The organism is Cytobacillus solani (genome assembly GCF_001420595.1).
GTDB classification, from domain to species: Bacteria; Bacillota; Bacilli; order Bacillales; family Cytobacillaceae; genus Cytobacillus; species Cytobacillus solani.
In genome coordinates, this window is record NZ_LJIX01000006.1 from 4,162,545 (window position 1) to 4,185,555 (window position 23,011).

Consider the following 23,011-nt stretch of genomic DNA (forward strand, 5'->3'; position numbering starts at 1 on the left):
CTCACCAAAATAGTGAGTGGTTTAATTTTTAACTATCTATTAACCGATTGAACCTTCCATCTCGAACTTGATTAAACGGTTCATTTCCACCGCATATTCCATCGGAAGTTCCTTCGTAAATGGTTCGATGAAGCCCATTACGATCATTTCAGTTGCTTCTTGTTCAGAGATTCCGCGGCTCATTAGATAGAATAATTGCTCTTCTGATACTTTGGAAACCTTAGCTTCATGCTCTAATGAGATGTTGTCGTTCATGATTTCGTTATATGGAATCGTATCTGATGTTGATTGATTATCCATGATTAACGTATCACACTCAATATTTGCACGAGCACCATCCGCTTTACGGCCAAATTGGACGATTCCGCGGTATGTTACCTTTCCGCCGTGCTTAGAAATAGATTTTGATACAATGGTAGAAGACGTATTTGGTGCTAGATGAATCATTTTTGCTCCAGCATCCTGGTGCTGACCTTTACCTGCAATCGCAATCGAAAGTGTCATTCCACGAGCGCCTTCTCCTTTTAAAATAACGGCTGGATACTTCATTGTTAATTTTGATCCAATATTTCCGTCAATCCATTCCATTGTTGCGTTGGCTTCACAAACTGCACGCTTTGTAACAAGGTTGTATACGTTGTTTGCCCAGTTTTGGATCGTTGTATAGCGGCAATATGCATCCTTTTTAATGATGATTTCAACAACTGCACTGTGAAGGGAGTTTGTTGTGTAAACAGGAGCCGTACATCCTTCGACATAGTGTACATGTGCACCTTCATCAACAATGATTAATGTACGCTCAAATTGGCCCATATTCTCAGAGTTGATACGGAAGTATGCTTGTAATGGTGTTTCTACTTTAATTCCTTTTGGAACATAGATGAATGAACCGCCTGACCAAACCGCGGAGTTTAGTGCAGCAAATTTATTATCTGTCGGCGGAATTACTTTTGCCCAATGCTCACGGAAAAGCTCTTCGTTCTCACGTAAAGCGGAATCTGTATCCTTAAATACGATTCCTTGTGCTTCAAGGTCTTCCTGCATATTATGATAAACAACCTCTGATTCGTATTGAGCGGATACCCCAGCTAAATACTTTTGCTCAGCTTCTGGAATCCCAAGCTTATCAAACGTTTGTTTAATTTCCTCAGGTACTTCATCCCATGATTTCTCTGTCTTTTCAGATGGTTTTACATAATATGTGATTTCATCAAAGTTTAATGACGCTAAATCTCCGCCCCATTGCGGCATAGGCATGTTGTAGAAATGCTCCAATGATTTTAAACGGAAGTCAAGCATCCATTGTGGCTCTTGCTTCATTTTTGAAATCTCTTCAACAATCTCTTTCGTTAAACCGCGTTTTGATCGGAAAATGGAAACGTCCTTATCGGCAAAACCATATTTATAATCGCCAATTTCCGGCATCTTTTTTGCCATCGTCGTATTCCTCCATTCATTTGCGATTGGTCCTTAAAGGTCCAATCAACTATAATTTATCGGCTAGGATCTGCTTAAAGCATTTAATTAAAGCTTTATTCTTCCTTTAATCCCTTTTCCATAGCCTTCCATGCTAACGTTGCACATTTAATTCTAGCCGGGAATTTTGCAACGCCCTGCAATGCTTCAATATCTCCAAGATCAATATCGTCTTCATAGTCTTTTCCCTGCATGATCAGTGAAAAAACCTCCGAAAGCTTTAAGGCATCTTCAATATTTCTTCCTTTAATCGCTTGAGTCATCATGGAGGCGGAGGACATCGAAATCGAACAGCCTTCTCCTTCAAATTTCGCATCCACAACCTTGTCACCTTCAAGCTTTAACGTTAATTGAATGCGGTCCCCACATGTTGGGTTATTCATATTAATCGTTAAGCTGTCATCTTCAAGCACCCCTTTATTGCGGGGATTTTTATAATGGTCCATAATTACTTGCCGATAGAGAGTATCTAAATTGTTAGAAGACATCGCTGAAATACTCCTTTGTTTTGAGAAGCCCACTTACAAGCTTATCAATCTCTTCTTCTGTATTGTACAGATAGAAGCTTGCCCGTGCGGTGGCTGATTGCTTCAACCATTTCATTAGCGGCTGTGCACAATGATGACCCGCACGAACAGCGATTCCTTCAGCATCCAATACAGTTGCTACATCATGAGGATGGACATCATCAAGATTAAACGTGACTAATCCCGCACGTTTAGCTGCTTCCTTCGGTCCAAAAATTGTTAATCCCTCAACAGCAGACATTTTTTCTATCGCGTATGCAGCCAGTCTATGTTCATGAGCTTCAATTTGATCTAAGCCAACTTCTTCTAAGAAATCGATCGCAGCACCTAAGCCAATAGCACCTGCAATGATCGGTGTGCCCCCCTCAAACTTCCAAGGAAGCTCCTTCCAAGTAGATTCGTATAAACCTACAAAATCAATCATTTCTCCGCCAAATTCGATCGGCTCCATATTTTCAAGAAGCTGTTTCCTACCATATAATACGCCAATGCCAGTCGGCCCGCACATCTTATGGCCCGAAAAAGCAAAGAAATCACAATCTAAATCTTGGACATCTACTTTTAAATGCGGTGTGCTTTGCGCACCATCAACGACCATAATCGCTCCATTTTCATGGGCAATTTTTGCGATATCCTTAATAGGATTTACAACACCCAGCACATTTGATACTTGCATAATAGAAACAATTTTCGTGTCAGAATTCACGGTTTCTCTTACATCATCAAGAGAAATTGTTCCATCCTCCTGTAGAGGCAAGTATTTTAAAACGGCGCCTGTTTGCTTAGCTACTTGCTGCCAAGGGATAATATTGCTGTGATGCTCCATATAAGAAATGACGATTTCATCTCCTTCATGGAGGTTTGCCCTTGCGTAGCTAGCCGCAACAGTATTCAAAGCCGTTGTTGTCCCTCTAGTAAAAATAATTTCTTCTGTAGACTTAGCGTTAATAAATTTGCGTACCTTTTCTCTTGCACCCTCATATCCATCCGTAGCCCTTGTACCGAGTGTGTGGACTCCACGGTGAACATTCGAATTTATTTCACGATAATACGTATCTATTGCCTCAATAACCTGAATTGGCTTTTGGGATGTTGCTGCACTGTCTAGGTATACGAGCGGCTTCCCATTGACTTCCTGATGAAGGATTGGAAACAGTTGACGAATATCATGAATATCCATTATTTTACTTTCCTTTCAATAACGGACGTAAGCTGTTTTTTTACTCCTTCAATAGGAAGTGCGTTTACAACTGGAGCAAGGAATCCATGAATAACAAGTCGCTCAGCTTCTGTCTTTGGAATGCCTCGGCTCATTAAGTAGTACAACTGCAGCGGGTCGACACGTCCAACAGAGGCAGCATGGCCTGCAGTTACATCGTCCTCATCAATTAATAGAATTGGATTCGCATCTCCGCGTGCTTTTTCACTAAGCATAAGAACACGTGATTCTTGTTCAGCATTTGACTTAGAAGCGCCGTGCTCGATTTTACCAATTCCATTAAAGATAGATGTAGCAGCGTCCTTCATAACACCGTGCTTAAGAATATACCCTTCCGTATTCTTACCAAAGTGTACGATGCTTGTTGTGAAGTTTTGTGTTTGTTCCCCACGGCCTACAACAACTGTTTTTGTATCCCCATAAGATCCATCACCAATTAAGTTTGTTACGTTTTCATAAATGGTATTGCTGTCATTCATTAAGCCAAGCGCCCATTCAATGCGAGCATCTCTATCAGCTATCCCGCGGCGATTCACATAGCCAGTAAGTCCCTTCGCAAGGGTATCAACCGCTCCATATTGTACTTTTGCATTTGCTTTCGCAAGTACTTCAGTCACAATATTGAATACGCCATTTGCAGTGTCCATTGTAGAAACATAGTTTTCAACATAAGTAACCGAACTATTGTCTTCAGCGACAACAATCACATGATTAAAAAGAGTAGCTTCTTCGTTGTCATGAATAAATACAGCCTGAATGGGTTCTGCTACTTCAACGTTTTTGGGAACATATAAGAAAATTCCACCGTTTACTAATGCAGCGTGAAGAGCAGTTAAACGATGCTCATCCACCTTCACACCATCTTGCATGAAATATTTTTGAAGCAGATCTCCATGCTCTCTTGCCGCTGTAAAGATATCAGTAAAAATAACTCCCTTGGACTGAATATCTTTTGATACGGATAAGTAAGATGGTCTGTTATTGCGTTGTATATATAAGTTTTGATCAGCAGCTTCTAAGTCAATTAATGTCTTCACTTCTTCAGAAAGCTCATTTAATGAAGAGAAATCCTCGCTGCTAACAATATGCTTATTGAACTGTGTAAAGTTCCATTTATCAATCTTAGTTTTATCAGGCTTTGGCATTGGCAAATTCTCAGCATTTGCTATTGCGCTTAAACGAAGCTCTGTTAGCCAAGCCGGCTCGCCCATTTCTTTTGAAAAGGAACTTAAATATTCCTTATCAAACGGTAACTTTGTTTCTGTTGACATAATGATCCTCCTAACAAATTACGCTTCTTGGCCAACTGTTTCGTCTTCAATACCGAGCTCTTTCTTAATCCAGTCATATCCTTCTGACTCTAGGCGCTGTGCTAGTTCAGGACCGCCAGACTTCACAATGCGTCCTTGCATCATTACGTGTACATGGTCAGGAGTAATGTAGTTTAATAAACGTTGATAGTGAGTGATAATTAAGCAGCCAAACTCTTCTCCACGCATTTCGTTAATTCCTTTTGAAACAACCTTTAATGCGTCAATATCAAGACCTGAATCAATTTCATCTAGAATAGCAATCTTTGGTTCGATCATCATAAGCTGAAGAATCTCATTACGCTTCTTCTCCCCGCCTGAGAATCCTTCATTCAAATAGCGTTGAGCCATATCTTGATCCATCTCAAGGAAATCCATTTTGCTATCCATCTTACGGATAAATTTCATTAATGAAATTTCATTTCCTTCTTCAAGGCGGCTATTAATTGCTGAACGCAAGAAATCCGCATTTGTTACACCAGTAATTTCACTTGGGTATTGCATAGCAAGAAATAGACCAGCACGTGCACGCTCGTCAACTTCCATTTCCAATACATCTTCCCCATCTAAAGTAACACTTCCGCTTGTTACTTCATATTTAGGATGGCCCATGATAGCTGATGAAAGGGTTGACTTCCCTGTTCCATTCGGTCCCATGATCGCATGGATTTCTCCGCCCTTAATTTCAAGATTAACACCTTTTAATATTTCTTTGTCTTCAATAGAAACATGAAGATCTTTAATTGTTAATTTAGAACCTGCCATTACTATACCTCCATCAATAAAAGAAGATTTATATTACGGCCATGCCGCAACCTTCTATTCTCATTTTATTCTCATTCCAATCTTATAACAAATGAAATCTGTTAGCAACTCTTTCAGCCCATTCACAGCATTTTTATACAAAAATAATAAAGTGCTTTAAACCTTGTGTCTTTCCTATCTTTTGCCGAAAATACAATCCTAATCATTTACCTATTTATTCTAACCATAGTACATTTTTTCATGTAATAAAATTAATTTAATTGAGAATCATCCTTTATAACTTGTCCACCTATTAAGAATACATGAATATTCAGTATAATAATACCATAAGAGCTTTCATGCAAAAAGAAAAGCAGAAACAGCTTGCTTCGTGGTGACGAGAAGCTGAACAAATAAAAAAAGGAATCAGCAATATATATATACTGAATTCCCTTTTCCTTCATTATTATATAGTGCAGCTTTAGGAATGAACCTTCTTTTCTAAATTAGCAATCATTTGCTGACATTTAATATGTTCTTCCTGGCGTCTTTTTTCGACCTTCATTCGAACCTCATGCTTCCTGCTGTATGTTTCATACCCTACACCATGGGCTCCGTGCATTGCCTTTTCCATATCGCTTGTGTAATTCAACTGTAGCTGGTTAATAAAAACCAATCCTTTCGTCTGTGCGATTTAATTTACGTTCAAATTTTAACATCTCCACTGGATGTAAGACAATGACGAAATTAGCTGAAATTAAATGCAGAAAATTGAATTATTACCTTTAAAACGCTTTCATTTATATCATGCTTACAATACGAGCAAATTTCGCATATATCATTCATTATTCATGTGAATAACAAATGAAAAGGCAAGTGCTTGTTGTTTGCACTTGCCTTCATTCCTTATTGCACTGAAATAACAGCACCTTGGTATTTTTCTTGAATAAAGTCTTGAATTTCTTTTGATTTAAGAACTTCAACTAATGTTTTGATTTCTTCTCGAGTTTTGTCTTCTGAACGAACCACCACTAAGTTAGCTGGAACAACATCACTGCCCTCAAAAGCAATTCCATCTTCTTTAATATTGATTCCACCTTCTAGCGCATAGTTTGTGTTGATGGCTACAGCGTCGCCTTCACCGCTTTCAAAAGATGAAGCCAATAATTTTGCCTCAATTAAAGTAGTGAAATCAAGATTTTTCGGATTCTCAACAATATCCTCAACACGAGCATTTGCTCCAACGCCTTCTTTTAACTTGATAACCCCTGCTTTTTCAAAAATCGGTAAAATACGGCCATGATCACTAAATGAATCACTCATAATAATCTTTGCTCCATCTGGAAGATCTTCTAGGCTATCATATTTCTTAGAATAAATCCCAATTGGCTCCTGATGAATTTCACCCACACTTACAAAGTCGAAATCTTTATTTTCTTCCATTTGCAATGCTAAATAGCCCGGTGTTTGGAAATAATTCGCATCAAGTTCCTTATCTTTTAATGTAACGTTTGGCAGCACATAGTCTGTAAACACTTGAACTTCTAAGTCAATGCCTTTTTCAGCTAATAAAGGCTTTGCTTCTTCTAAAACTTCTGCATGCGGCACAGCAGATGCCCCAACAACTAACTTTTTATTTCCGTCCTTACTTTCCCCGCCAGAGGATCCTTTTTCTTCACCACTGCCACAAGCAGCTAAGGATACTGTTAATAAAGCAATAATAAATAAGGCAAATAGTTTTTTCATTTGTTCTTCTCCTTTGTTATCGTTTGTCTGTGATTTTTGTAAAATAATCGCCAATAAATTGAATGATGAAGACTATTATTAAGATAGCAACAGTGGCAGTCGCTGTTACGATAGAGTTATTTCGCTGGAAACCTTCTAGATATGCAAAGTGTCCGAGTCCCCCTGCACCGATTACCCCCGCCATTGCTGTAAAACCAACTAATGAAATGGCTGTTACGGTTATACCTGAAATTAAAGCTGGCATTGATTCTGGGATTAATACCTTGAAGATAACATGCCCGTTATTTGCACCCATTGATTGTGAAGCTTCTATAACTCCCCTATCTATCTCCCGAAGTGCGATTTCAACCATTCTTGCATAAAAAGGGGCTGCCCCGATGATAAGAGCAGGCAATGCTGCATTTGCCCCAAGCATCGTACCAACAAGAATTTTTGTAAAAGGAATAAGCAAGACAATCAATATGATAAAGGGAATGGAGCGGAAAACATTCACAATAACTGAAATAATGGAGTTAACCAATTTATTCTCCCACATATTCCCTTTAGCAGTTAAAAACAACAGCAGCCCAAGCAATAAACCGATAAGAAAAGTAGCAATGACTGAGATAGATGTCATATAAATGGTTTCTTTCATTGCTAAAATTAATTTTTCCCATTTAATTAATTCGAGAAAGTTATCCATTTGCAATCACCTCTACACCTACTTGATGTGTGTTAATAAATGCGATTGCTTTCTCTACTTCGCCTTTGGGTCCATCAAGATGAATAAATAGTGTTCCATAAGATCCATTTTGAGTATACGAAATCTTCCCTTGTAATATATTAACGGTTATTTCATGTTTTCTGATTAACTCAGTGATTAGCGGCTGATCAGCTGTTTCACCTACAAATGACAGCTGTACAACCTTCCCTTCAGGATATTTTTCATGTAAATGCCGAGTAGTTTCTTTTGTTTCCTCCGGTTCCGTCACCTGTTGAACAAAACGCTTTGTAATTTCTTCTTGCGGGTTTTTAAACACATCCAGTACCGGCCCCATTTCAACTACTTTTCCGTCTTCCATTACCGCAACTCTATGACAGATTTTACGGATAACATGCATTTCGTGTGTAATTAGGACTATCGTTAACCCAAGACGCCTATTAATATCTACGAGTAAATCAAGTATGGCATCTGTTGTTTGCGGGTCTAGCGCGGAGGTAGCTTCATCGCATAAAAGTACTTTCGGATTATTCGCAAGTGCTCTTGCAATTCCGACTCTTTGTTTTTGTCCTCCGCTTAATTGTGAGGGATACGCATCCTCTCTTCCTTCGAGACCAACAAGCTTAATTAATTCGTCGACACGTTTCGCTCTTTCCCTCTTTGACACACCTGCGATTTCAAGCGGAAACGAAATGTTCTGTCTGACTGTCCTTGACCATAGCAGATTGAAATGCTGAAAGATCATGCTGATTTCTTGCCGTGCCTTTCTTAGCTTGCTACCCTTAATTTTAGATACTTCATTATTTGCGACAACCACTGTTCCCTCGGTCGGCAGTTCAAGACCATTTAACATTCGGATTAACGTGCTTTTTCCTGCTCCGCTATAGCCAATGACACCGAAGATCTCTCCCTCGTTAATCTCAAGATTAACATTATCTACAGCTTTTACCTGACCTTTTTGGGAAGGGTATATTTTTTGTACCTTTTTGATTGAAATCATCGTCATGCTGCACACCCTCTTTAAATCCAATTTTGCTTATCACTTTTAAAAGCCTTAATATATATGCGCTCATTCTAGTATTTTTCTTTTGGAAAAGAAAAATGCCTTTCTGACAATGAGCAGAAAGGCATAAAATAATTATTGTCCTTTCTCTCATCTCCCAAAGCAAGCTTTGCTTTGTGTGAATTGGCACCATTTCATTTTCATGACGGTTGCCGGGCTTCAAAGGGCACTTCCCTCCACCTCTCTTGATAAGAGCGTAACATCTATATTCAATTAACACTTTAAATTAGTAGTGATTACATTTACGAAAATTATCGTATCACGGATTTATTGAGGGTGTCAACGATTTAAATTATAATTTAGTATTTTTAAAAGATAGTATTTTTATCCAACTTTCAAAAAACTAAGATATGTCAAAGCTTATGCCTTAGAAGTTAACGATGTAATCCCTGTTGCAGACTCAATGGCTTGCTCTAAGTCATCAATTAAATCCTCTGCATTTTCAATTCCAACCGAAATACGAATTAAATCCTCTGGTACACCTGCAGCTTTTAACCCTTGTTCATCTAATTGCTGATGTGTCGTGCTGGCTGGATGAATGATCAAACTCTTAGCATCTCCTACATTTGCTACATGAGCCCATAGCTCCAAATTATTTATTAAACTCGCTCCAGCTTTTCTTCCTCCGGATATACCAAAGACCACAACAGAGCCAGCACCTTTAGGCAGATACTTATCTGCTAACGGTTTATCAGGGTGATTTTCACTTCCAGGATATAGAATCCAATTAATAGCAGGATGTGCCTCTAAATATTCTATGATTCTTTTCGTATTTGCTATATGCTCTTTCATTCGCACATGCAGCGTTTCTAATCCAAGTGTAAATTGGAATGCATTCTGCGGACTCAATGCAGGTCCTAAATCCCTCAGCAGCTGAACCCTAGCTTTTGTAATGTACGCAACCGGTCCAAGTGCCTCGCTATAAACAAGATCATGATAACTGGAATCCGGTTCTGTAAATCCAGGGAATTTTGGTGAATTCCAATCGAATTTACCGCCATCTACAATAATTCCTCCCAATGTCGTCCCATTACCTAACAGCCATTTTGTAGCGGAGTGAATGACAATATCTGCTCCATGTTCAATTGGTCTGCAAAGATATGGAGTGGCAAATGTATTGTCAATTAGAAGAGGAATCCCATTCTCATGAGCAATCTCAGCTACTTTTTCAATATCAAGCACTTTTAGACTTGGGTTGCCGATCGTTTCTGCGAAAACCGCTTTCGTTTTTTCTGTTATCGCTTCTCTGAAGTTTTCTGGATTTTCTGGATCGACTAGCTTTACATGTATTCCGTATTTTGGAAGAGTTACAGCAAAGAGATTGTAGGTTCCTCCATACAGGTTAGATGCTGCAACAATCTCATCGCCTGCCTGAGCAAGGTTAAGAATTGCTAACGTAATTGCCGCCATCCCACTTGAAACGGCTAGTGCACCTACACCGCCTTCTAACAAAGCAACTCTCTCTTCAAATACGGTTACTGTTGGATTATGAATCCTCGTATAAATATATCCGGATTCCTTTAACCCAAAAAGATTTGCTGCATGCTCAGTATTTTTAAATTGGTAAGCATTGTTTTGATAGATTGGTACAGCCCTTGCACCTGTTACAGGATCAGGCTGTAACCCGCCATGTACACCAATTGTTTCCAAACGATAGTTTCTTTGTTTTCCACTCATTTTTCATCTCTCCTTTTTTATGTGCATGAAGGTCAGGCATTATCCTCTGATATGCAATCACAATAGAATCACTGACTTAAAAGACAACAACCCCATTTAAAAGAAGAGCTGAAAAAAACCCTCTTCACAAGAAGAGGGTTGATATCATCTCTTCTTATCTTCCAGAGCAATCATGCTCTGCTGGAATTAGCACCGTGTAAATTACCGGTTGCCGGGCTTCGTCGGGCCAGTCCCTCCGCCTCTCTTGATAAGAATATTCAGTTTTTTCAGTCAGTTAATTAATTCCAATAATAACATATTGATAATTTAAAGGTCAAGTGGAATTTTGAATTTATTTATAACTTAACTTACACGCTGCTTTGAAAGAAGAAATAATGATTCTAGAAAGAGGAGTCTTCTGAAAGTAGAATCTACAAGTATATTTTTCGCTCGTATTGCACTTCTTAATTTTTCATTTCCCATTAAGATCGAGCAAATCCTCTCCTCCGTGCCAGTAATAAGTACATCATAAGTATCAGTAGGTTCAGGAGTGCAAATTTTCACATCCCCATTCTGAAATCGAATACATAGGATTTTATCCTTTGTCCGAATACATAAAGTGAACGTAACACCCTTTAAAAACACAGCTAAATGCCCTTTTGTTTTTACCTCATGAATAAATGCAGCAGTCACTTCCTTCATGCCCTCACCCCAGGTTAAACGGATAGACAGCAGGCTTTTCATCCATTTGTCTTACAATACTATTTCTTCCATTCACTAAAGATTCCTGCATGATTCGTTCGACATTAACTATGGAACATTTCCTGAGAAATATGTCATTTAATTTATTTTTCAGACCGTTTTTGCCACTTTAACAGCTGAGTTTGTCTTATTATAGTTTCGAAAGACGATAAAGAAGTACACAGATCCTACCAAGTATAAAGAGGCAGTAATAGTAAATACGACTGCATACCCCCAGTATGCACCGTATTTTATGACAATCCCCGTGGATACAGGTCCCATGATGGCCCATCCTAAATTAAAAACCATCTGGTTAACCGAATTTGCCAACCCCTTCATCGAATCTCCAACCTTCGACATCATTAGTGACATTTGAATTGGATTTCCAGCATTCATAAGGGCTTGCCGGAATAAAAAGCCGATTGCTGCCAGCCAAAGACTTTCCGTATATGCTGTCATTAGCAGAAACGGCAAGGAGGATAGTTGAAGGATAACAACCGCCTTCACTTCACCAAACTTCCTAACAACCATTGGTCCAATAATCATTGCAATTGCCGTTGCCGCTTGGCCCATTGAAATGATCAAGCCGATTGCTGAATTAGAAGCTGAAAAACGATCAGCAAAATATAAATTTAAATATGGAATGACTAATCCGGCACCGACACCAATTAACAGCTGCGCGAATGCAAATAGAAAGATAATTTTCACATGCTCATTTTTATTAAAAATGGGTTTTACTGAAACGGTTTTCTTGTCCCTTCTGTTCTTTCTCGGATCACGTTGTTCATTAAATTTTGTAACTGGAATAATGCCTATTAGGAAGATAATGCTTCCAATCAGCAGGGTAAAACGAATACTATTTAATTCTGTTGTCATTATGGAAAATAAATCAGTTAATATGCCGCCGCCTAAGTTTCCAATGACATTTGCCCCTGTCATGACAGCAAAATGAATACTAAATAAATGAACCCTTTGTTCAGGCTTTGAATTTTCTGCTAGCCAAGGAATCCCCGAAACCTGAAAGAAAGCAGTCGCCAAGCCAGTTGCAAAAGCAGCTAGTACTAATAAGGATTGAGCTTCGATTACACTTCTAGATAGTAAGACAAGTCCGGTTGCTGCAGCCCCATATAGCATCGCTTTTCTTCTTCCAATTCGATCACTGAAGACACCTGCCGGTACGAGTGCGATAGCTGTCGCAAGCGCGGTCATCGATATCACTTGCCCGTTAATTTGCTCATTATAGCCTAATTCCCTGATATAGAAATTATAAATAACCATAAAGATGCCAAAGCCGATTTGCGTAAAGATATTTGCCATAAACGCTAGCCGAATATTGCGATTATACCCTTTAATTTGGCTGGCCCATTCTTGATAAAACGCCATTTTCACACCTGCTCCACCAATATTTCGCATCCCTAAATATAATAATCCCTCAAGGAAGGTTTTGTAAATATATTAGTTCGAGAATTTCGAAAATAAAAAAAAGAGTTAGGTGTTTGCCACCTAACTCTTTTAGATCAAGCTCTTTATTTTGTTTAATAAATATGGAACCGACTGAAAAGCATACACTTTTTCTTCAAGCATTCCTTTTTTAAAAATAAGCAAGCATGGAACGCTTTCGATCTCCCACTTTTCGGCTACATCTGGCATATAATTTAAATCCGTTTTTCCAATTGGGAGATTTGGCAAAAGCTCCTTTATTACCGTCATCATTTTCCCTGCCACCTGGCAGGTTCCACATAATGGAGTGTATAAGTAAATCAAGCTTACCTGATCTCCTGCTAATGCCTCACTTATCATTTTCCGTGACCATTCCTGCAAAACAAATCATCCTCTATCTAAAAACTCCATATTTACATCAATATTGGCACCCAATAACACAGTTGCTAAATGGTGCTCAGGTGCGGTTGCTACTTCCCGATACATCCGGTCAATATACAGATGCTCAGCTTCCGGAAATTCTCTTTTAAATTGTTTCCGAAGCTTTTCACCTGCATCATCTGCATCAACCAAAATAAATACATCCTTATCAAGCAGCATTTCAATTAACTCATCAAGCTTAGTCAGGCTGATGGTTCCATTTGTACAAATAATCTCGACAGGCTCACTTACGATTGCTTTCACCTTTCTTTTATCCGAAGTACCCTCTACAATAATAACCTTCTCTGGAAATGTTTCATTCATATTCATCACCTGAACCTGAGTTGGAGTTTTGGGATAAGCCTAATATGTTAGAAAGCAAAATCCAATTGATATGTGTAACTTTATCATACCATATTCAATATTCGAGATAATGGTGTTCAACTCCTGCTAAGTAAAAATACTATAGTAAATAGGCTTACTCTTATTCATCCATTATATCCATTCATCTCAGCTAAATAAAATAAATAAACAGCGGAAACGTTCCCGCTGTTCATACTAACACCAGCCACCCTCGTCGCAATCTGTATAACGTGCTTGCGGACTTTCTGTCGTTGTTACATGCTGGTAAATCTTTTGCCTATCTGTTTCAAAATGATGGTCCATCTGAATGGCAGGCTCTTGAGGCAGACGAATACTCCCTATTCTTTCATTTTCTAAATATAGTTCAATTTCTCCATCCTTCAACTTTCCAACCACACGATCTGTAATATCAATTTTATTATTCTTTAATACCACAATAACCATCCTCTCTCGTTCTATTGGTTATAGTGTTTCCCTTTCTAAAGAAATAAAAAAACCAAATAAAGGGAGGTACCGCATATGCAGCACCTCCCATTTTATTAGTCTTCTTTAACCATTTCTTCGTATTGTTCTGCAGTCATTAAGTTATCAATTTCACCTGCATCAGATGGTTCAACTACAATCATCCATGCTTTCTCGTATGGAGATTCATTAACAAATTCAGGGCTGTCGCTTAAATCCTCGTTAATAGCAACAACTTTTCCGCTGATTGGTGCATAAAGCTCAGATACCGTTTTAACTGATTCTACACTTCCAAATGGCTCGTCTGCAGAAACGATGTCTCCTACCTCTGGAAGCTCAACGAAAACGATGTCTCCAAGCTCAGATTGAGCAAAGTCAGTAATCCCAATACGAACCTGCTCACCTTCTGTTTTTACCCACTCATGCTCTTCTGAATAACGTAATTCCTTTGGTGTGTTCATTCCAAATCCCTCCATTTTTTTATTTCAAACTATGATCGTAGTATCGATCTCTTTTCCATCATGGCAATCTTACGCAAGCCATGTTTTTTCATAATCCTCTTCCTTAAAGCCAACCGTCACTTTATTCCCATCCGTTAAAATCGGACGTTTAATAAGCATTCCGTCGGATGCCAAAAGATTAAGCAGCTCATCATCTGTTGATGATTTAACTTGATCTTTTAAGCCGAGCTCACGGTACTTCTGACCGCTTGTATTAAAGAACTTCTTAATTTCTAAGCCGCTTTTTTCATACAAGTTTCTTAAGGAGTCAGCAGAAGGCGGATTATCTGCAATATGTATTGCTTCATAAGCTAAATTATGGTCATCGAGCCATTTCTTAGCTTTTCGGCATGTCCCGCATTTCGGGTACCAATAAAAAGTTAGACTCACTGTCCCACCACCTAGATTATCATGTCCCATTTTAAAAATAAAGGAACTGTCTTTAAATAAATACTATCATAATTATAGTATATTTCATAACGGATGACTCCAGATGATAATTCGACAAAATTCTCTTTTATCCTTCTATTTACACGAAGATTTTTAGGAAAAAATGCAGGATGTTAATTCTATCGAGTAACTTTTTGAGTTTATCTAGCATCTATTCCATTTTATCGGGCATTCTTTTGTATTTATCTAGCTGCTAATCAATTTTATCTAGCATTTTATTAATACCGCATTCAAAAGCTCCCTCCATTAATGAAGGGAGCCGCATTTTTATAAAATAATTATAGAACAAATTTCTCTGCATCAATTAGTTTTTCTGATGCTTCACGCTTCTTCGCAATTACGTTAATTGGTGTATGGCGAGTAAATTTACGTAAAGATGAAAGCATCATACGCAGTGTATCGCCAGATTCAACAGCAACAAGTGTTTCCTTCGCATCTTGTTCAATTTTGTTGAATGCTTCTTGACAGAAGATTTGTGTATAAAGAAGCTTTTGTTTGCTCTTTTCCACCCCTTCTTTTTCAATTGCTTTTTCCGTACGAAGAACAGCTGATTCCATTGCATATGCATTAGAAACGATGTCGGCAATATTCACTAATACCTCTTGCTCTTGGTCTAATGCTTTGCCGTATTTTTGAGCAGCTAAGCCTGCAGCAAGCAAGCCAATTTTCTTCGCATTCCTCACTAAATATTTTTCTTGAGCTAATGGAGCATCACCAGGCTCTTCTGGCATCATCATCATAAGCTCTTCCTGCAGCGCCATTGCTTTTTCGAATAATGGAAGCTCACCTTTAAATGCTTTACGCATGAATGTGCCAGGTACTAATAAGCGGTTAATTTCATTTGTTCCTTCGAAAATACGGTTAATACGGGAATCACGGTAAGCACGTGCGATTTCATATTCTTCCATGAAGCCGTAGCCGCCATGCAATTGAACACCTTCGTCAACAACATAATCAAGGACTTCCGTATTAAAGAATTTACCTAAAGAACATTCAATCGCATATTCAGCAATTGATTGGGCTACTGCTTTACCCGTTTTTGCTTCTTCATCAGAAAGCTTACTCATACGATCCTCGAACAAACCAACTGTACGATAGATGGCACTTTCTGCTGCATATGTTTTTGAAGCCATTGTAGATAGCTTCTCTTTTGTTAAGTTAAAAGAAGAGATTGGTGTTTTAAATTGTTGACGCTGATTTGTATATGGAATGGTAATTTCCAATGCACGTTTTGAAGCACCAAGTGCACCAACTCCTAATTTGTAACGGCCAATATTTAAAATGTTAAAAGCAATGATATGTCCGCGGCCGATTTCCCCAAGCAAGTTCTCAACCGGAACTTCTGCATCTTGAAGAATTAATGTTCGAGTGGATGAACTCTTGATTCCCATTTTCTCCTCTTCAGCACCAGTTGAAACGCCAGGGAATTCCTTTTCAACAATGAAAGCAGAGAATTTATCACCATCAATTTTTGCATAAACAACGAATACATCAGCAAAGCCTGCGTTTGTAATCCATTGCTTTTCGCCATTTAATACATAATGCGTTCCAGCTGCATTTAATTTTGCTACTGTTTTTGCCCCTAACGCATCGGATCCAGAGCTAGGCTCAGTTAATGCATAAGCAGCAATTTTTTCACCTGTCGCTAAAGCAGGAAGATATTTTTGCTTTTGTTCTTCATTTCCGAAAAGGACAATTGGTAAAGAGCCGATACCAACATGTGCGCCATGTGTAATCGAGAATCCGCCAGCAATAGACATTTTTTCAGCGATTAATGCTGAACTCACTTTATCTAAGCCAAGACCGCCATATTCTTCTGGGACATCCACACCTAATAGTCCAAGTTCCCCAGCCTGCTGCAATAATTTTACCGAACGTTCAAATTCATGCTTTTCTAAATATGGAACTTGCGGCAAAACTTCGTTTACAACATAGTCTTCTGTTGTTTTCGCAATCATTTTATGTTCATCAGTATAATCCTCTGGAGTAAACACTTGCTCATACGTTACATCTTCAATTAAAAAGCTTCCGCCTTTAATAATATTATCTGTATTGTTAGTCATTTTTTCTTCCTCCATTCTGTTATAAGAGGAACCGCGAATGGCTCCCGTTTTTAGGCCGTTTCACAAACAATGTTGCAAATTAAAACATAGTTGGTTAAAGGTTGACTTCTGCTCCAGTCAACCAAACTTTTTTTCCAAAAGTGTCAATTCACACATCTGGGTCAAAAGCTGTTATCTTTTAAAAAAGAGTATTTATTTATAAATATTTAAAGTAATTCAAATACCCCAGCAGCACCCATTCCGCCGCCGATACACATCGTAACTACTCCAAATTGCTGATTCTGGCGCTTCATCTCATGAATTAGGGATAAAGTAAGTTTTGCGCCTGTACATCCCAGCGGGTGGCCAAGTGCAATCGCTCCACCGTTTACATTAACCTTTTCTTCATCAAGACCAAGCTCACGAATAATCTGGATCGATTGTGAGGCAAACGCTTCATTTAACTCAAATAAGCCAATATCAGAAAGCTCCAATCCTGCAAGCTTAAGCGCTTTTGGAATGGCAACAATCGGTCCAATTCCCATTACTTCAGGTGGCACACCACCAACAGCAAAGGATCTGAACTTTGCCATTGGCTTCAAGCCTGTCGACTCTGCCTTTTCACGATCCATGACCATAACAGCTGCAGCTCCATCACTTGTTTGTGAAGAATTTCCTGCTGTTACTGAACCCGTCACTGAAAATGCCGGACGGAGCTTTGCAAGTGCTTCTACAGTTGAGTTCGCACGAACCCCTTCATCCTGGCTAAATTGAATGGTCTTTTCCACCAATTTATAATCTTTGCCAACAGATCTCAAAGTTACATCTACCGGCACAATTTCATCGGCAAACTTTCCCTCTGCAATCGCTTTAGCCGCTTTTTGATGGCTTCTTACAGCAAAAGCATCTTGATCCTCACGTGAGATTCCATACTTTTTTGCAACTTCCTCTGCTGTATGCCCCATTCCCATATAATATTCCGGAGCTGTTTCAGCCAGCTTCGCATTTGGACGAGTCACATGCCCCATCATTGGTACAAGGCTCATTGATTCAGCTCCACCTGCAATGATTGTATCTGCATGGCCGATCATAATTTTTTCAGCAGCATAGGCAATGGCATTTAACCCTGAAGAACAATAACGATTAATTGTAATAGCTGGAACCGTGTATGGCAGACCAGCCAATGCCCCAATATTACGGGCCATATTTAACCCTTGCTCTGCTTCAGGCATCGCACAGCCAATAATTAAATCATCGATATTGCCTTCATAATTCCCTGCACGCTTTAACGTTTCTTGAACGACAAGGGCACCTAAATCATCCGGTCTTACATTTGCTAATGTGCCTTTTTTTGCTTTGCCGACCGGAGTACGAGCACCTGCAACGATTACCGCTTCTCTCATTTCGTTCCCTCTCTTTCCTACTGCGCCAAAATTAATTCTCTAACTCTATCAAGCTATTAATTGCGTAACGGTTTTCCTTTCAACAGCATATGCTGCATACGCTGTTGTGATTTCGGATCAGCAACAAGGCTTAGGAATGCTTCTCTCTCTAAATCTAACAAGTATTGTTCATCCACTTCCGTGCCATAAGGTACTTTCCCACCTGCAATAACATAGGCAAGCTTCTTCGCAATTTTTAAATCATGTTCAGAAATATAACCGGAATACATCATGGCTTGTGCACCTAGAAGCAGAGTTGCATAGCCTGTTTCTCCGACAACCGGTATTTTCTTACGAACCGGAGACTTATAGCCGTTTTCATAGAGTGAAAGAACAGCTTGCTTCGCATCATAAAGCTGATGGTCGCCATTAACACTAATACCGTCAGCAAAGTTTAAGAAGTTATTATCACGCGCTTCTTCTCCAGAAGTAGAAACCTTCGCCATCGCAATGGATTCAAATACTTTATTCGCCACTTTTTGAAGGTCGAATTCTACCCCGCTTGGCATGGAGTTAAGATGCTTTATATAAAGCTCCTTGTTTCCGCCACCGCCAGGGATAAGACCTACACCTACTTCAACTAGACCCATATAAGTTTCACTAGCTGCCTGAATATGTGCAGTAGGAAGACAAACCTCTGAGCCTCCGCCAAGCGTCATACCAAATGGTGCTGCAACCACAGGTTTAGAACTGTATTTGATTTTCATCATACCTTGCTGGAAGTGACGAACAACCATATCAAGCTCGTAAATATTGTCATCCTGTGCTTCCATTAAGATCATCGCTAAGTTTGCACCAACACTGAAGTTCTTTCCTTGGTTGCCGATGACAAGTCCCTTATAATTTTTTTCCACCTCATCAACAGCAAAGTTAATCATTTGAATGATATCTAAACCTAGCGCATTACTCTTAGAGTGGAATTCAAGAAGTGCTACACCATCACCGAGGTCAATAAGGCTTGCACCGCTATTCTTTTTTATAACACCATGTTTCTTTTTCAGGCGCTTTAAGTTAATAACCTTTGGGTTTTCTTGGATTTGCATATATTCGCCGTTGTCATAGAAGAATAAGTCCCCGTCCTCTTCTTTGTAGAAAGAAGTGAATCCTTTTTCGATCATCTCTTTAATCCAAGCTGGAACTTCAAGGCCTGCTTCTTCCATTTTCTTAACTGATTTTTCTAGGCCGATCGCATCCCATGATTCAAATGGACCTAGCTCCCAGCCGAATCCCCATTTCATCGCACGGTCGATTGCAACCACATCATCGGCAATATCACCGAGCAATTGTGCTGAATAAATGAGCACTGGACTTAATATATTCCATAATAAATGGCCTGCACGGTCATCAGCGTAAACAAGCGCTTTCATTTTGTTTGCCGTGCCTTTTTCCTGCTTGCTTAACTCAGTTGCAGCTGTTTTCAGCTTTTTGCGCGGACCATATTCTAAACTTTGCGGATCCAGCTCTAGTATTTCTTTCCCTTGTTTCAAAAAGAACCCTTGCCCTGACTTACTTCCAAGCCATCCTTTGTCAAGCATCGCCTTCATGAATGCCGGAACTTCAAACACTTCCTTTTCTTTACCATCAACCTGCTCATATACGTTATTTGCTACGTGAGCAAAAGTATCAAGACCAACAACATCAAGTGTTCTGAAGGTAGCACTTTTCGGGCGGCCAATCATTGGACCTGTAATGGAATCTACTTCCCCAACACTGTAGCCGCCTTTAAGCATTTCTTGAACAGTGACCAGTAGTCCATACGTTCCAATCCGGTTAGCGATGAAGTTAGGTGTATCCTTTGCTTCAACAACCCCTTTGCCAAGGACATCTTCTCCAAATTGCTTCATGAAAGATAGAACAGCTGGGTTTGTATGTTTCGTAGGAATCACTTCTAATAGCTTTAAATAACGCGGTGGATTGAAGAAATGTGTTCCAAGGAAATGTTCTTGGAAATCTTCAGACCGTCCTTCCGCCATCGCTTCTACAGAAATTCCGGAGGTATTAGAGCTAATGATGCTGCCCTTCTTACGATATTGGTCTACTTTTTCAAAAACTTGTTTTTTAATATTGAGGTTTTCAACAACGACCTCAATAACCCAATCTACATCCTTTAGGCGCTCCATATCATCATCAAAATTTCCTGCTTCGATTAATGCGGAATTCTTTTTAGAAGTAAGCGGTGCCGGCTTTTGCTTTAATAACTTTTGTTTTCCTGATTCGCTTATGCGATTGCGGACTGCTTTATCCTCAAGGGTTAATCCCTTTGCTTTTTCTGCATCCGTTAATTCCCGAGGTACAATATCCAATAATAAAGTTGGAATTCCAATGTTTGCTAAGTGGGCAGCAATGCCTGAGCCCATGACACCAGATCCAAGAACTGCAGCTTTCTTAATTTGCTGGATCAACTTCTTTTCCCCCTTTTGCATTTTGAATGAATATTCATTCATTTTTCCGTCAAAAAAAATTGCTCGAATGAGTCCTGTTATCTATAACTATAAAATATTTGAAAAATTTACGCAATCATTTCCTAACTGAAATTAGGAAATTTTTAAAAAATTATTATTGTAAATTTGTTTCTCTTATTTTGGATAGGCTAAAAGTGGAGGTGAAGAGTGAATGGCACGAAGAAAGAAGAACCCTTCCAAAGCAGGGGTTAGCGCAGCTAGTGTAAAAGGAGACGCTGGACCAACAGTTGAGGCAGATGGCGGCGGAAAGGTGAACAGCCAAAATAATCAATATAAGAAATAATAAAAGAACTTGTCATAAAAGCTGTTCCTGTGAATTTAGGAAACGGCTTTTATGATTACAATAATATTATTTTTTATTTCTATATTGTTCATTAAGGGCTTTAATTTCTGCAATCAGCTTTCTCATATCTTCCTTCGCATCAGGATATGTACTGTTCCAATGTTGAACAAGCGGAGGCATCGTTTTAGCAATATGAGAATAGAGAACCCACGCTTGAACTTGCTCCTTCAGCTCCGGACTCGTTTCACCTAACAGCAGCTCTGTATACTTTTCTAACAATCCATCCATTTGTACCTTCAATGCCTCATTCATCCGATTGCTCATCCCTTCTTTGCATTTCACTCGGAAGTACTGTACAAACCTGCGGGCATGATGTACAGCGTTTCTTCGATCTGGTTAAGTAAGAATAACAGCAAGTATTTCTCGGTCTAACCTCTTTTTCATATTCTTCTATATATATACGCTCATTATAATATTTCTTTAGCGGATTTTCGTTATAGCCGCCAAATAATGAACCAGGAGCCTGAAAAAGAAGATATTGAAAGTCTTCCTTTGAACGAAGAATAACTTCCTCAGTCAATTCTTCCCTTTGTAAAATGGTTTCATATAACCAAAAAATATATATGGAGATATTTTCCCATAGTATTAATTTGGATACTTTCGTTACTCTTGAAAGGCAATCAAAAATTGGATATAGATGGTTATTGAATAAGGAATGCACGCATGTTTCTCGCCATTTTTCTCGATTTTCTATCAATGTTTCCATATGAAAGTCATTAAAGTAAAAGTTGGGCAGCCATAGTTCGTCTTGTTCATCTGTTTCAAACGAGACATTCTCGAAAGAAATATTGAGCTTCGCATTTTTCAAAGTCATTGTATATAAATAAGCAACCGCAAGAAGTGCATATCGTTTTATAAATATGGATGCAGTTACTTTATCATTTGCAGCACCAATATGTTTGCCAAGCTGTCTAAGGTATTGTCTCATTGATTGTTCGTCAAGGAGGTTGTCTATTTGCACCGAAAGCGCTGATGAATTTCTATTAGTTGTTACACGAAACTGCTTAAGTTCACTTCTCTGGTAGTCGGAAAGTATATTACCCATTCCTAGAAAGCCTTTCCTGCTTTAAGATACAACGTCCCTTTCCATAAGGAATACATAATGGTGTCCCAAATAGAGGATCAACCGTAACCTCACATTCCATTTCAAACACATTTTTCACCAAACTGCAATTTATGACAACCTCTGGTTTTCCTTGAGCATAGATCTTTTGATCTTTAATCGCAACAACGTTATGCGCATAGCGACAAGCAAGGTTTAAATCATGCAGCACCATCACAATCGTTCTTTGCTCTTTTTCATTTAGCTCAAACAATAAATCGAGTATTTCAATTTGATGGGTCATGTCCAAATAGGTTGTCGGTTCATCAAGAAGGATTGTATCTGTATCTTGAGCAAGCGTCATTGCGATCCAAGCTCGTTGCCGCTGTCCGCCTGAAAGCGAATCCACGGCTCTATCTTTTAATTTCATAAGCCCAGTTGCTTCTAATGCATTATTCACCTTTTCTTCATCTTCAGATGTCCATTGTTTTAGCCATGTTTGATAGGGATATCTTCCCTGCTTGACAAGTTGAAGCACCGTTAATCCTTCTGGCGCAGAAGGTGATTGTGGAAGGATCGCCATTTTTCTCGCTACATCTTTCGTCGATAACTTGGCAATAGCTTCCCCATCCAATAACACTGCACCTGATTTAGGCTTAAGGAGACGAGCAATAGAGCGAAGTAAAGTTGATTTCCCACAGCCATTTCCACCGATAAAAACAGTGATTTCCCCTTTAGGAATTTCCAAATCAAGCTCATTTATGATTGTGGTGTCCCCATATGACAGTGTTAATTGTTTTGTTGAAATCGCTTGGTTTGTATTCATCGTCTGCCCTCTCCTTTTGCAGTTTCATATTTTAATT

General features: G+C 39.0%; 24 protein-coding genes and 2 riboswitches. Of the genes, 1 reads left to right on the forward strand and 23 read right to left on the reverse strand.

What is annotated here, in order from left to right; all coding sequences use genetic code 11:
- Nucleotides 1-39: 39 nt before the first annotated feature.
- The 20 genes from sufB to AN957_RS22810 form a co-directional block, all read right to left on the reverse strand.
- Nucleotides 40-1,437: a Fe-S cluster assembly protein SufB gene (sufB, locus tag AN957_RS22710; protein WP_053477772.1), complete on the reverse strand. Its 1,398-nt coding sequence runs from the start codon at nucleotides 1,435-1,437 to the stop codon at nucleotides 40-42.
- Between the two features lie 95 nt (nucleotides 1,438-1,532).
- Nucleotides 1,533-1,964: a Fe-S cluster assembly sulfur transfer protein SufU gene (sufU, locus tag AN957_RS22715; RefSeq protein ID WP_053477771.1), complete on the reverse strand. Its 432-nt coding sequence runs from the start codon at nucleotides 1,962-1,964 to the stop codon at nucleotides 1,533-1,535.
- Entirely contained in the window at nucleotides 1,954-3,183 is a 1,230-nt protein-coding gene (locus AN957_RS22720; RefSeq protein ID WP_053477770.1) for a cysteine desulfurase, read from the reverse strand. Before AN957_RS22720 ends, sufU begins: the two co-directional genes overlap by 11 nt.
- Nucleotides 3,183-4,493, reverse strand: a complete 1,311-nt coding sequence (sufD, locus tag AN957_RS22725) for a Fe-S cluster assembly protein SufD (RefSeq protein ID WP_056686145.1) — start codon at nucleotides 4,491-4,493, stop codon at nucleotides 3,183-3,185. The genes AN957_RS22720 and sufD overlap by 1 nt, the downstream gene beginning before the upstream one ends.
- A gap of 18 nt (nucleotides 4,494-4,511) precedes the next feature.
- Nucleotides 4,512-5,297, reverse strand: a complete 786-nt coding sequence (sufC, locus tag AN957_RS22730) for a Fe-S cluster assembly ATPase SufC (protein WP_053477768.1) — start codon at nucleotides 5,295-5,297, stop codon at nucleotides 4,512-4,514.
- A gap of 460 nt (nucleotides 5,298-5,757) precedes the next feature.
- Nucleotides 5,758-5,952 carry a YuzK family famiily protein gene (locus AN957_RS22740; protein WP_053477766.1) on the reverse strand — a complete coding sequence of 65 codons (195 nt, stop codon included), beginning with the start codon at nucleotides 5,950-5,952 and terminating at the stop codon, nucleotides 5,758-5,760.
- 230 nt (nucleotides 5,953-6,182) lie between these two features.
- Nucleotides 6,183-7,022, reverse strand: a complete 840-nt coding sequence (locus tag AN957_RS22745) for a MetQ/NlpA family ABC transporter substrate-binding protein (protein WP_053477765.1) — start codon at nucleotides 7,020-7,022, stop codon at nucleotides 6,183-6,185.
- Nucleotides 7,023-7,038: 16 nt separating this feature from the next.
- Nucleotides 7,039-7,704 (reverse strand): methionine ABC transporter permease, encoded by a 666-nt coding sequence (locus AN957_RS22750; protein WP_056686148.1) that lies wholly within the window; start codon nucleotides 7,702-7,704, stop codon nucleotides 7,039-7,041.
- Complete coding sequence (locus AN957_RS22755) at nucleotides 7,697-8,722, reverse strand: methionine ABC transporter ATP-binding protein (RefSeq protein WP_053477849.1); 1,026 nt, start codon at nucleotides 8,720-8,722, stop codon at nucleotides 7,697-7,699. The genes AN957_RS22750 and AN957_RS22755 overlap by 8 nt, the downstream gene beginning before the upstream one ends.
- Before the next feature lie 150 nt (nucleotides 8,723-8,872).
- A riboswitch (SAM riboswitch) is annotated at nucleotides 8,873-8,980 on the reverse strand.
- Between the two features lie 165 nt (nucleotides 8,981-9,145).
- Nucleotides 9,146-10,462 (reverse strand): O-acetylhomoserine aminocarboxypropyltransferase/cysteine synthase family protein, encoded by a 1,317-nt coding sequence (locus AN957_RS22760; protein ID WP_056686150.1) that lies wholly within the window; start codon nucleotides 10,460-10,462, stop codon nucleotides 9,146-9,148.
- 151 nt (nucleotides 10,463-10,613) lie between these two features.
- A riboswitch (SAM riboswitch) is annotated at nucleotides 10,614-10,716 on the reverse strand.
- Nucleotides 10,717-10,804: 88 nt separating this feature from the next.
- Complete coding sequence (locus AN957_RS22765; protein WP_053477762.1) at nucleotides 10,805-11,143, reverse strand: hypothetical protein; 339 nt, start codon at nucleotides 11,141-11,143, stop codon at nucleotides 10,805-10,807.
- Nucleotides 11,144-11,293: 150 nt separating this feature from the next.
- Nucleotides 11,294-12,565 carry an MFS transporter gene (locus AN957_RS22770; protein ID WP_053477848.1) on the reverse strand — a complete coding sequence of 424 codons (1,272 nt, stop codon included), beginning with the start codon at nucleotides 12,563-12,565 and terminating at the stop codon, nucleotides 11,294-11,296.
- A gap of 129 nt (nucleotides 12,566-12,694) precedes the next feature.
- The gene (locus AN957_RS22775) at nucleotides 12,695-13,003 is read right to left on the reverse strand and encodes a thioredoxin family protein (RefSeq protein WP_056686153.1); all 309 of its coding nucleotides are present in this window, start codon (nucleotides 13,001-13,003) and stop codon (nucleotides 12,695-12,697) included.
- A 6-nt stretch (nucleotides 13,004-13,009) separates the two neighbouring features.
- Nucleotides 13,010-13,366, reverse strand: a complete 357-nt coding sequence (locus AN957_RS22780) for a toprim domain-containing protein (protein ID WP_075209220.1) — start codon at nucleotides 13,364-13,366, stop codon at nucleotides 13,010-13,012.
- Nucleotides 13,367-13,600: 234 nt separating this feature from the next.
- The gene (locus tag AN957_RS22785; protein WP_245637805.1) at nucleotides 13,601-13,840 is read right to left on the reverse strand and encodes a YusG family protein; all 240 of its coding nucleotides are present in this window, start codon (nucleotides 13,838-13,840) and stop codon (nucleotides 13,601-13,603) included.
- Between the two features lie 104 nt (nucleotides 13,841-13,944).
- Complete coding sequence (gene gcvH / locus AN957_RS22790) at nucleotides 13,945-14,328, reverse strand: glycine cleavage system protein GcvH (RefSeq protein WP_053477758.1); 384 nt, start codon at nucleotides 14,326-14,328, stop codon at nucleotides 13,945-13,947.
- A 69-nt stretch (nucleotides 14,329-14,397) separates the two neighbouring features.
- The gene (locus AN957_RS22795; RefSeq protein WP_053477757.1) at nucleotides 14,398-14,757 is read right to left on the reverse strand and encodes an arsenate reductase family protein; all 360 of its coding nucleotides are present in this window, start codon (nucleotides 14,755-14,757) and stop codon (nucleotides 14,398-14,400) included.
- A 338-nt stretch (nucleotides 14,758-15,095) separates the two neighbouring features.
- Nucleotides 15,096-16,880, reverse strand: a complete 1,785-nt coding sequence (locus tag AN957_RS22800; protein WP_053477756.1) for an acyl-CoA dehydrogenase family protein — start codon at nucleotides 16,878-16,880, stop codon at nucleotides 15,096-15,098.
- A 206-nt stretch (nucleotides 16,881-17,086) separates the two neighbouring features.
- Entirely contained in the window at nucleotides 17,087-18,262 is a 1,176-nt protein-coding gene (locus AN957_RS22805) for an acetyl-CoA C-acetyltransferase (protein ID WP_056686156.1), read from the reverse strand.
- 56 nt (nucleotides 18,263-18,318) lie between these two features.
- Nucleotides 18,319-20,700, reverse strand: coding sequence for a 3-hydroxyacyl-CoA dehydrogenase/enoyl-CoA hydratase family protein (locus AN957_RS22810; RefSeq protein WP_056687283.1), 2,382 nt, complete (start codon nucleotides 20,698-20,700; stop codon nucleotides 18,319-18,321).
- A 214-nt stretch (nucleotides 20,701-20,914) separates the two neighbouring features.
- Between AN957_RS22810 and AN957_RS27155 the strand changes: the two genes are divergently transcribed.
- Entirely contained in the window at nucleotides 20,915-21,046 is a 132-nt protein-coding gene (locus tag AN957_RS27155) for a YuzL family protein (RefSeq protein ID WP_075209222.1), read from the forward strand.
- Between the two features lie 66 nt (nucleotides 21,047-21,112).
- On the opposite strand, the gene AN957_RS22815 is transcribed toward AN957_RS27155, so the two are convergent.
- The 3 genes from AN957_RS22815 to AN957_RS22825 are packed head-to-tail and all read right to left on the reverse strand — an operon-like array spanning nucleotide 21,113 to nucleotide 22,974.
- On the reverse strand, nucleotides 21,113-21,358 hold the full coding sequence (locus AN957_RS22815) for a YusU family protein (protein ID WP_056686159.1): 246 nt from the start codon (nucleotides 21,356-21,358) through the stop codon (nucleotides 21,113-21,115).
- Entirely contained in the window at nucleotides 21,351-22,151 is an 801-nt protein-coding gene (locus tag AN957_RS22820; RefSeq protein WP_056686162.1) for an IucA/IucC family C-terminal-domain containing protein, read from the reverse strand. The genes AN957_RS22815 and AN957_RS22820 overlap by 8 nt, the downstream gene beginning before the upstream one ends.
- A complete protein-coding gene (locus tag AN957_RS22825; RefSeq protein ID WP_053477752.1) occupies nucleotides 22,144-22,974 on the reverse strand; it encodes an ABC transporter ATP-binding protein in 831 nt (276 codons plus the stop codon). The genes AN957_RS22820 and AN957_RS22825 overlap by 8 nt, the downstream gene beginning before the upstream one ends.
- Nucleotides 22,975-23,011: the final 37 nt, after the last annotated feature.

What these genes read in the sequence shown, in the direction of transcription:
- sufD (WP_056686145.1), bottom strand. Translation starts at nt 4,493, where the DNA reads ATGTCAACAGAAACAAAGTTACCGTTTGATAAGGAATATTTAAGTTCC.
- AN957_RS22765 (WP_053477762.1), bottom strand. Translation starts at nt 11,143, where the DNA reads ATGAAGGAAGTGACTGCTGCATTTATTCATGAGGTAAAAACAAAAGGG.
- AN957_RS22755 (WP_053477849.1), bottom strand. Translation starts at nt 8,722, where the DNA reads ATGATTTCAATCAAAAAGGTACAAAAAATATACCCTTCCCAAAAAGGT.
- sufC (WP_053477768.1), bottom strand. Translation starts at nt 5,297, where the DNA reads ATGGCAGGTTCTAAATTAACAATTAAAGATCTTCATGTTTCTATTGAA.
- AN957_RS22825 (WP_053477752.1), bottom strand. Translation starts at nt 22,974, where the DNA reads ATGAATACAAACCAAGCGATTTCAACAAAACAATTAACACTGTCATAT.
- AN957_RS22760 (WP_056686150.1), bottom strand. Translation starts at nt 10,462, where the DNA reads ATGAGTGGAAAACAAAGAAACTATCGTTTGGAAACAATTGGTGTACAT.
- AN957_RS22780 (WP_075209220.1), bottom strand. Translation starts at nt 13,366, where the DNA reads ATGAATGAAACATTTCCAGAGAAGGTTATTATTGTAGAGGGTACTTCG.
- AN957_RS27155 (WP_075209222.1), top strand. Translation starts at nt 20,915, where the DNA reads ATGGCACGAAGAAAGAAGAACCCTTCCAAAGCAGGGGTTAGCGCAGCT.
- AN957_RS22745 (WP_053477765.1), bottom strand. Translation starts at nt 7,022, where the DNA reads ATGAAAAAACTATTTGCCTTATTTATTATTGCTTTATTAACAGTATCC.
- AN957_RS22720 (WP_053477770.1), bottom strand. Translation starts at nt 3,183, where the DNA reads ATGGATATTCATGATATTCGTCAACTGTTTCCAATCCTTCATCAGGAA.
- AN957_RS22820 (WP_056686162.1), bottom strand. Translation starts at nt 22,151, where the DNA reads ATGGGTAATATACTTTCCGACTACCAGAGAAGTGAACTTAAGCAGTTT.
- AN957_RS22750 (WP_056686148.1), bottom strand. Translation starts at nt 7,704, where the DNA reads ATGGATAACTTTCTCGAATTAATTAAATGGGAAAAATTAATTTTAGCA.
- sufU (WP_053477771.1), bottom strand. Translation starts at nt 1,964, where the DNA reads ATGTCTTCTAACAATTTAGATACTCTCTATCGGCAAGTAATTATGGAC.
- AN957_RS22805 (WP_056686156.1), bottom strand. Translation starts at nt 18,262, where the DNA reads ATGAGAGAAGCGGTAATCGTTGCAGGTGCTCGTACTCCGGTCGGCAAA.
- AN957_RS22800 (WP_053477756.1), bottom strand. Translation starts at nt 16,880, where the DNA reads ATGACTAACAATACAGATAATATTATTAAAGGCGGAAGCTTTTTAATT.
- AN957_RS22815 (WP_056686159.1), bottom strand. Translation starts at nt 21,358, where the DNA reads ATGAATGAGGCATTGAAGGTACAAATGGATGGATTGTTAGAAAAGTAT.
- gcvH (WP_053477758.1), bottom strand. Translation starts at nt 14,328, where the DNA reads ATGAACACACCAAAGGAATTACGTTATTCAGAAGAGCATGAGTGGGTA.
- AN957_RS22770 (WP_053477848.1), bottom strand. Translation starts at nt 12,565, where the DNA reads ATGGCGTTTTATCAAGAATGGGCCAGCCAAATTAAAGGGTATAATCGC.
- sufB (WP_053477772.1), bottom strand. Translation starts at nt 1,437, where the DNA reads ATGGCAAAAAAGATGCCGGAAATTGGCGATTATAAATATGGTTTTGCC.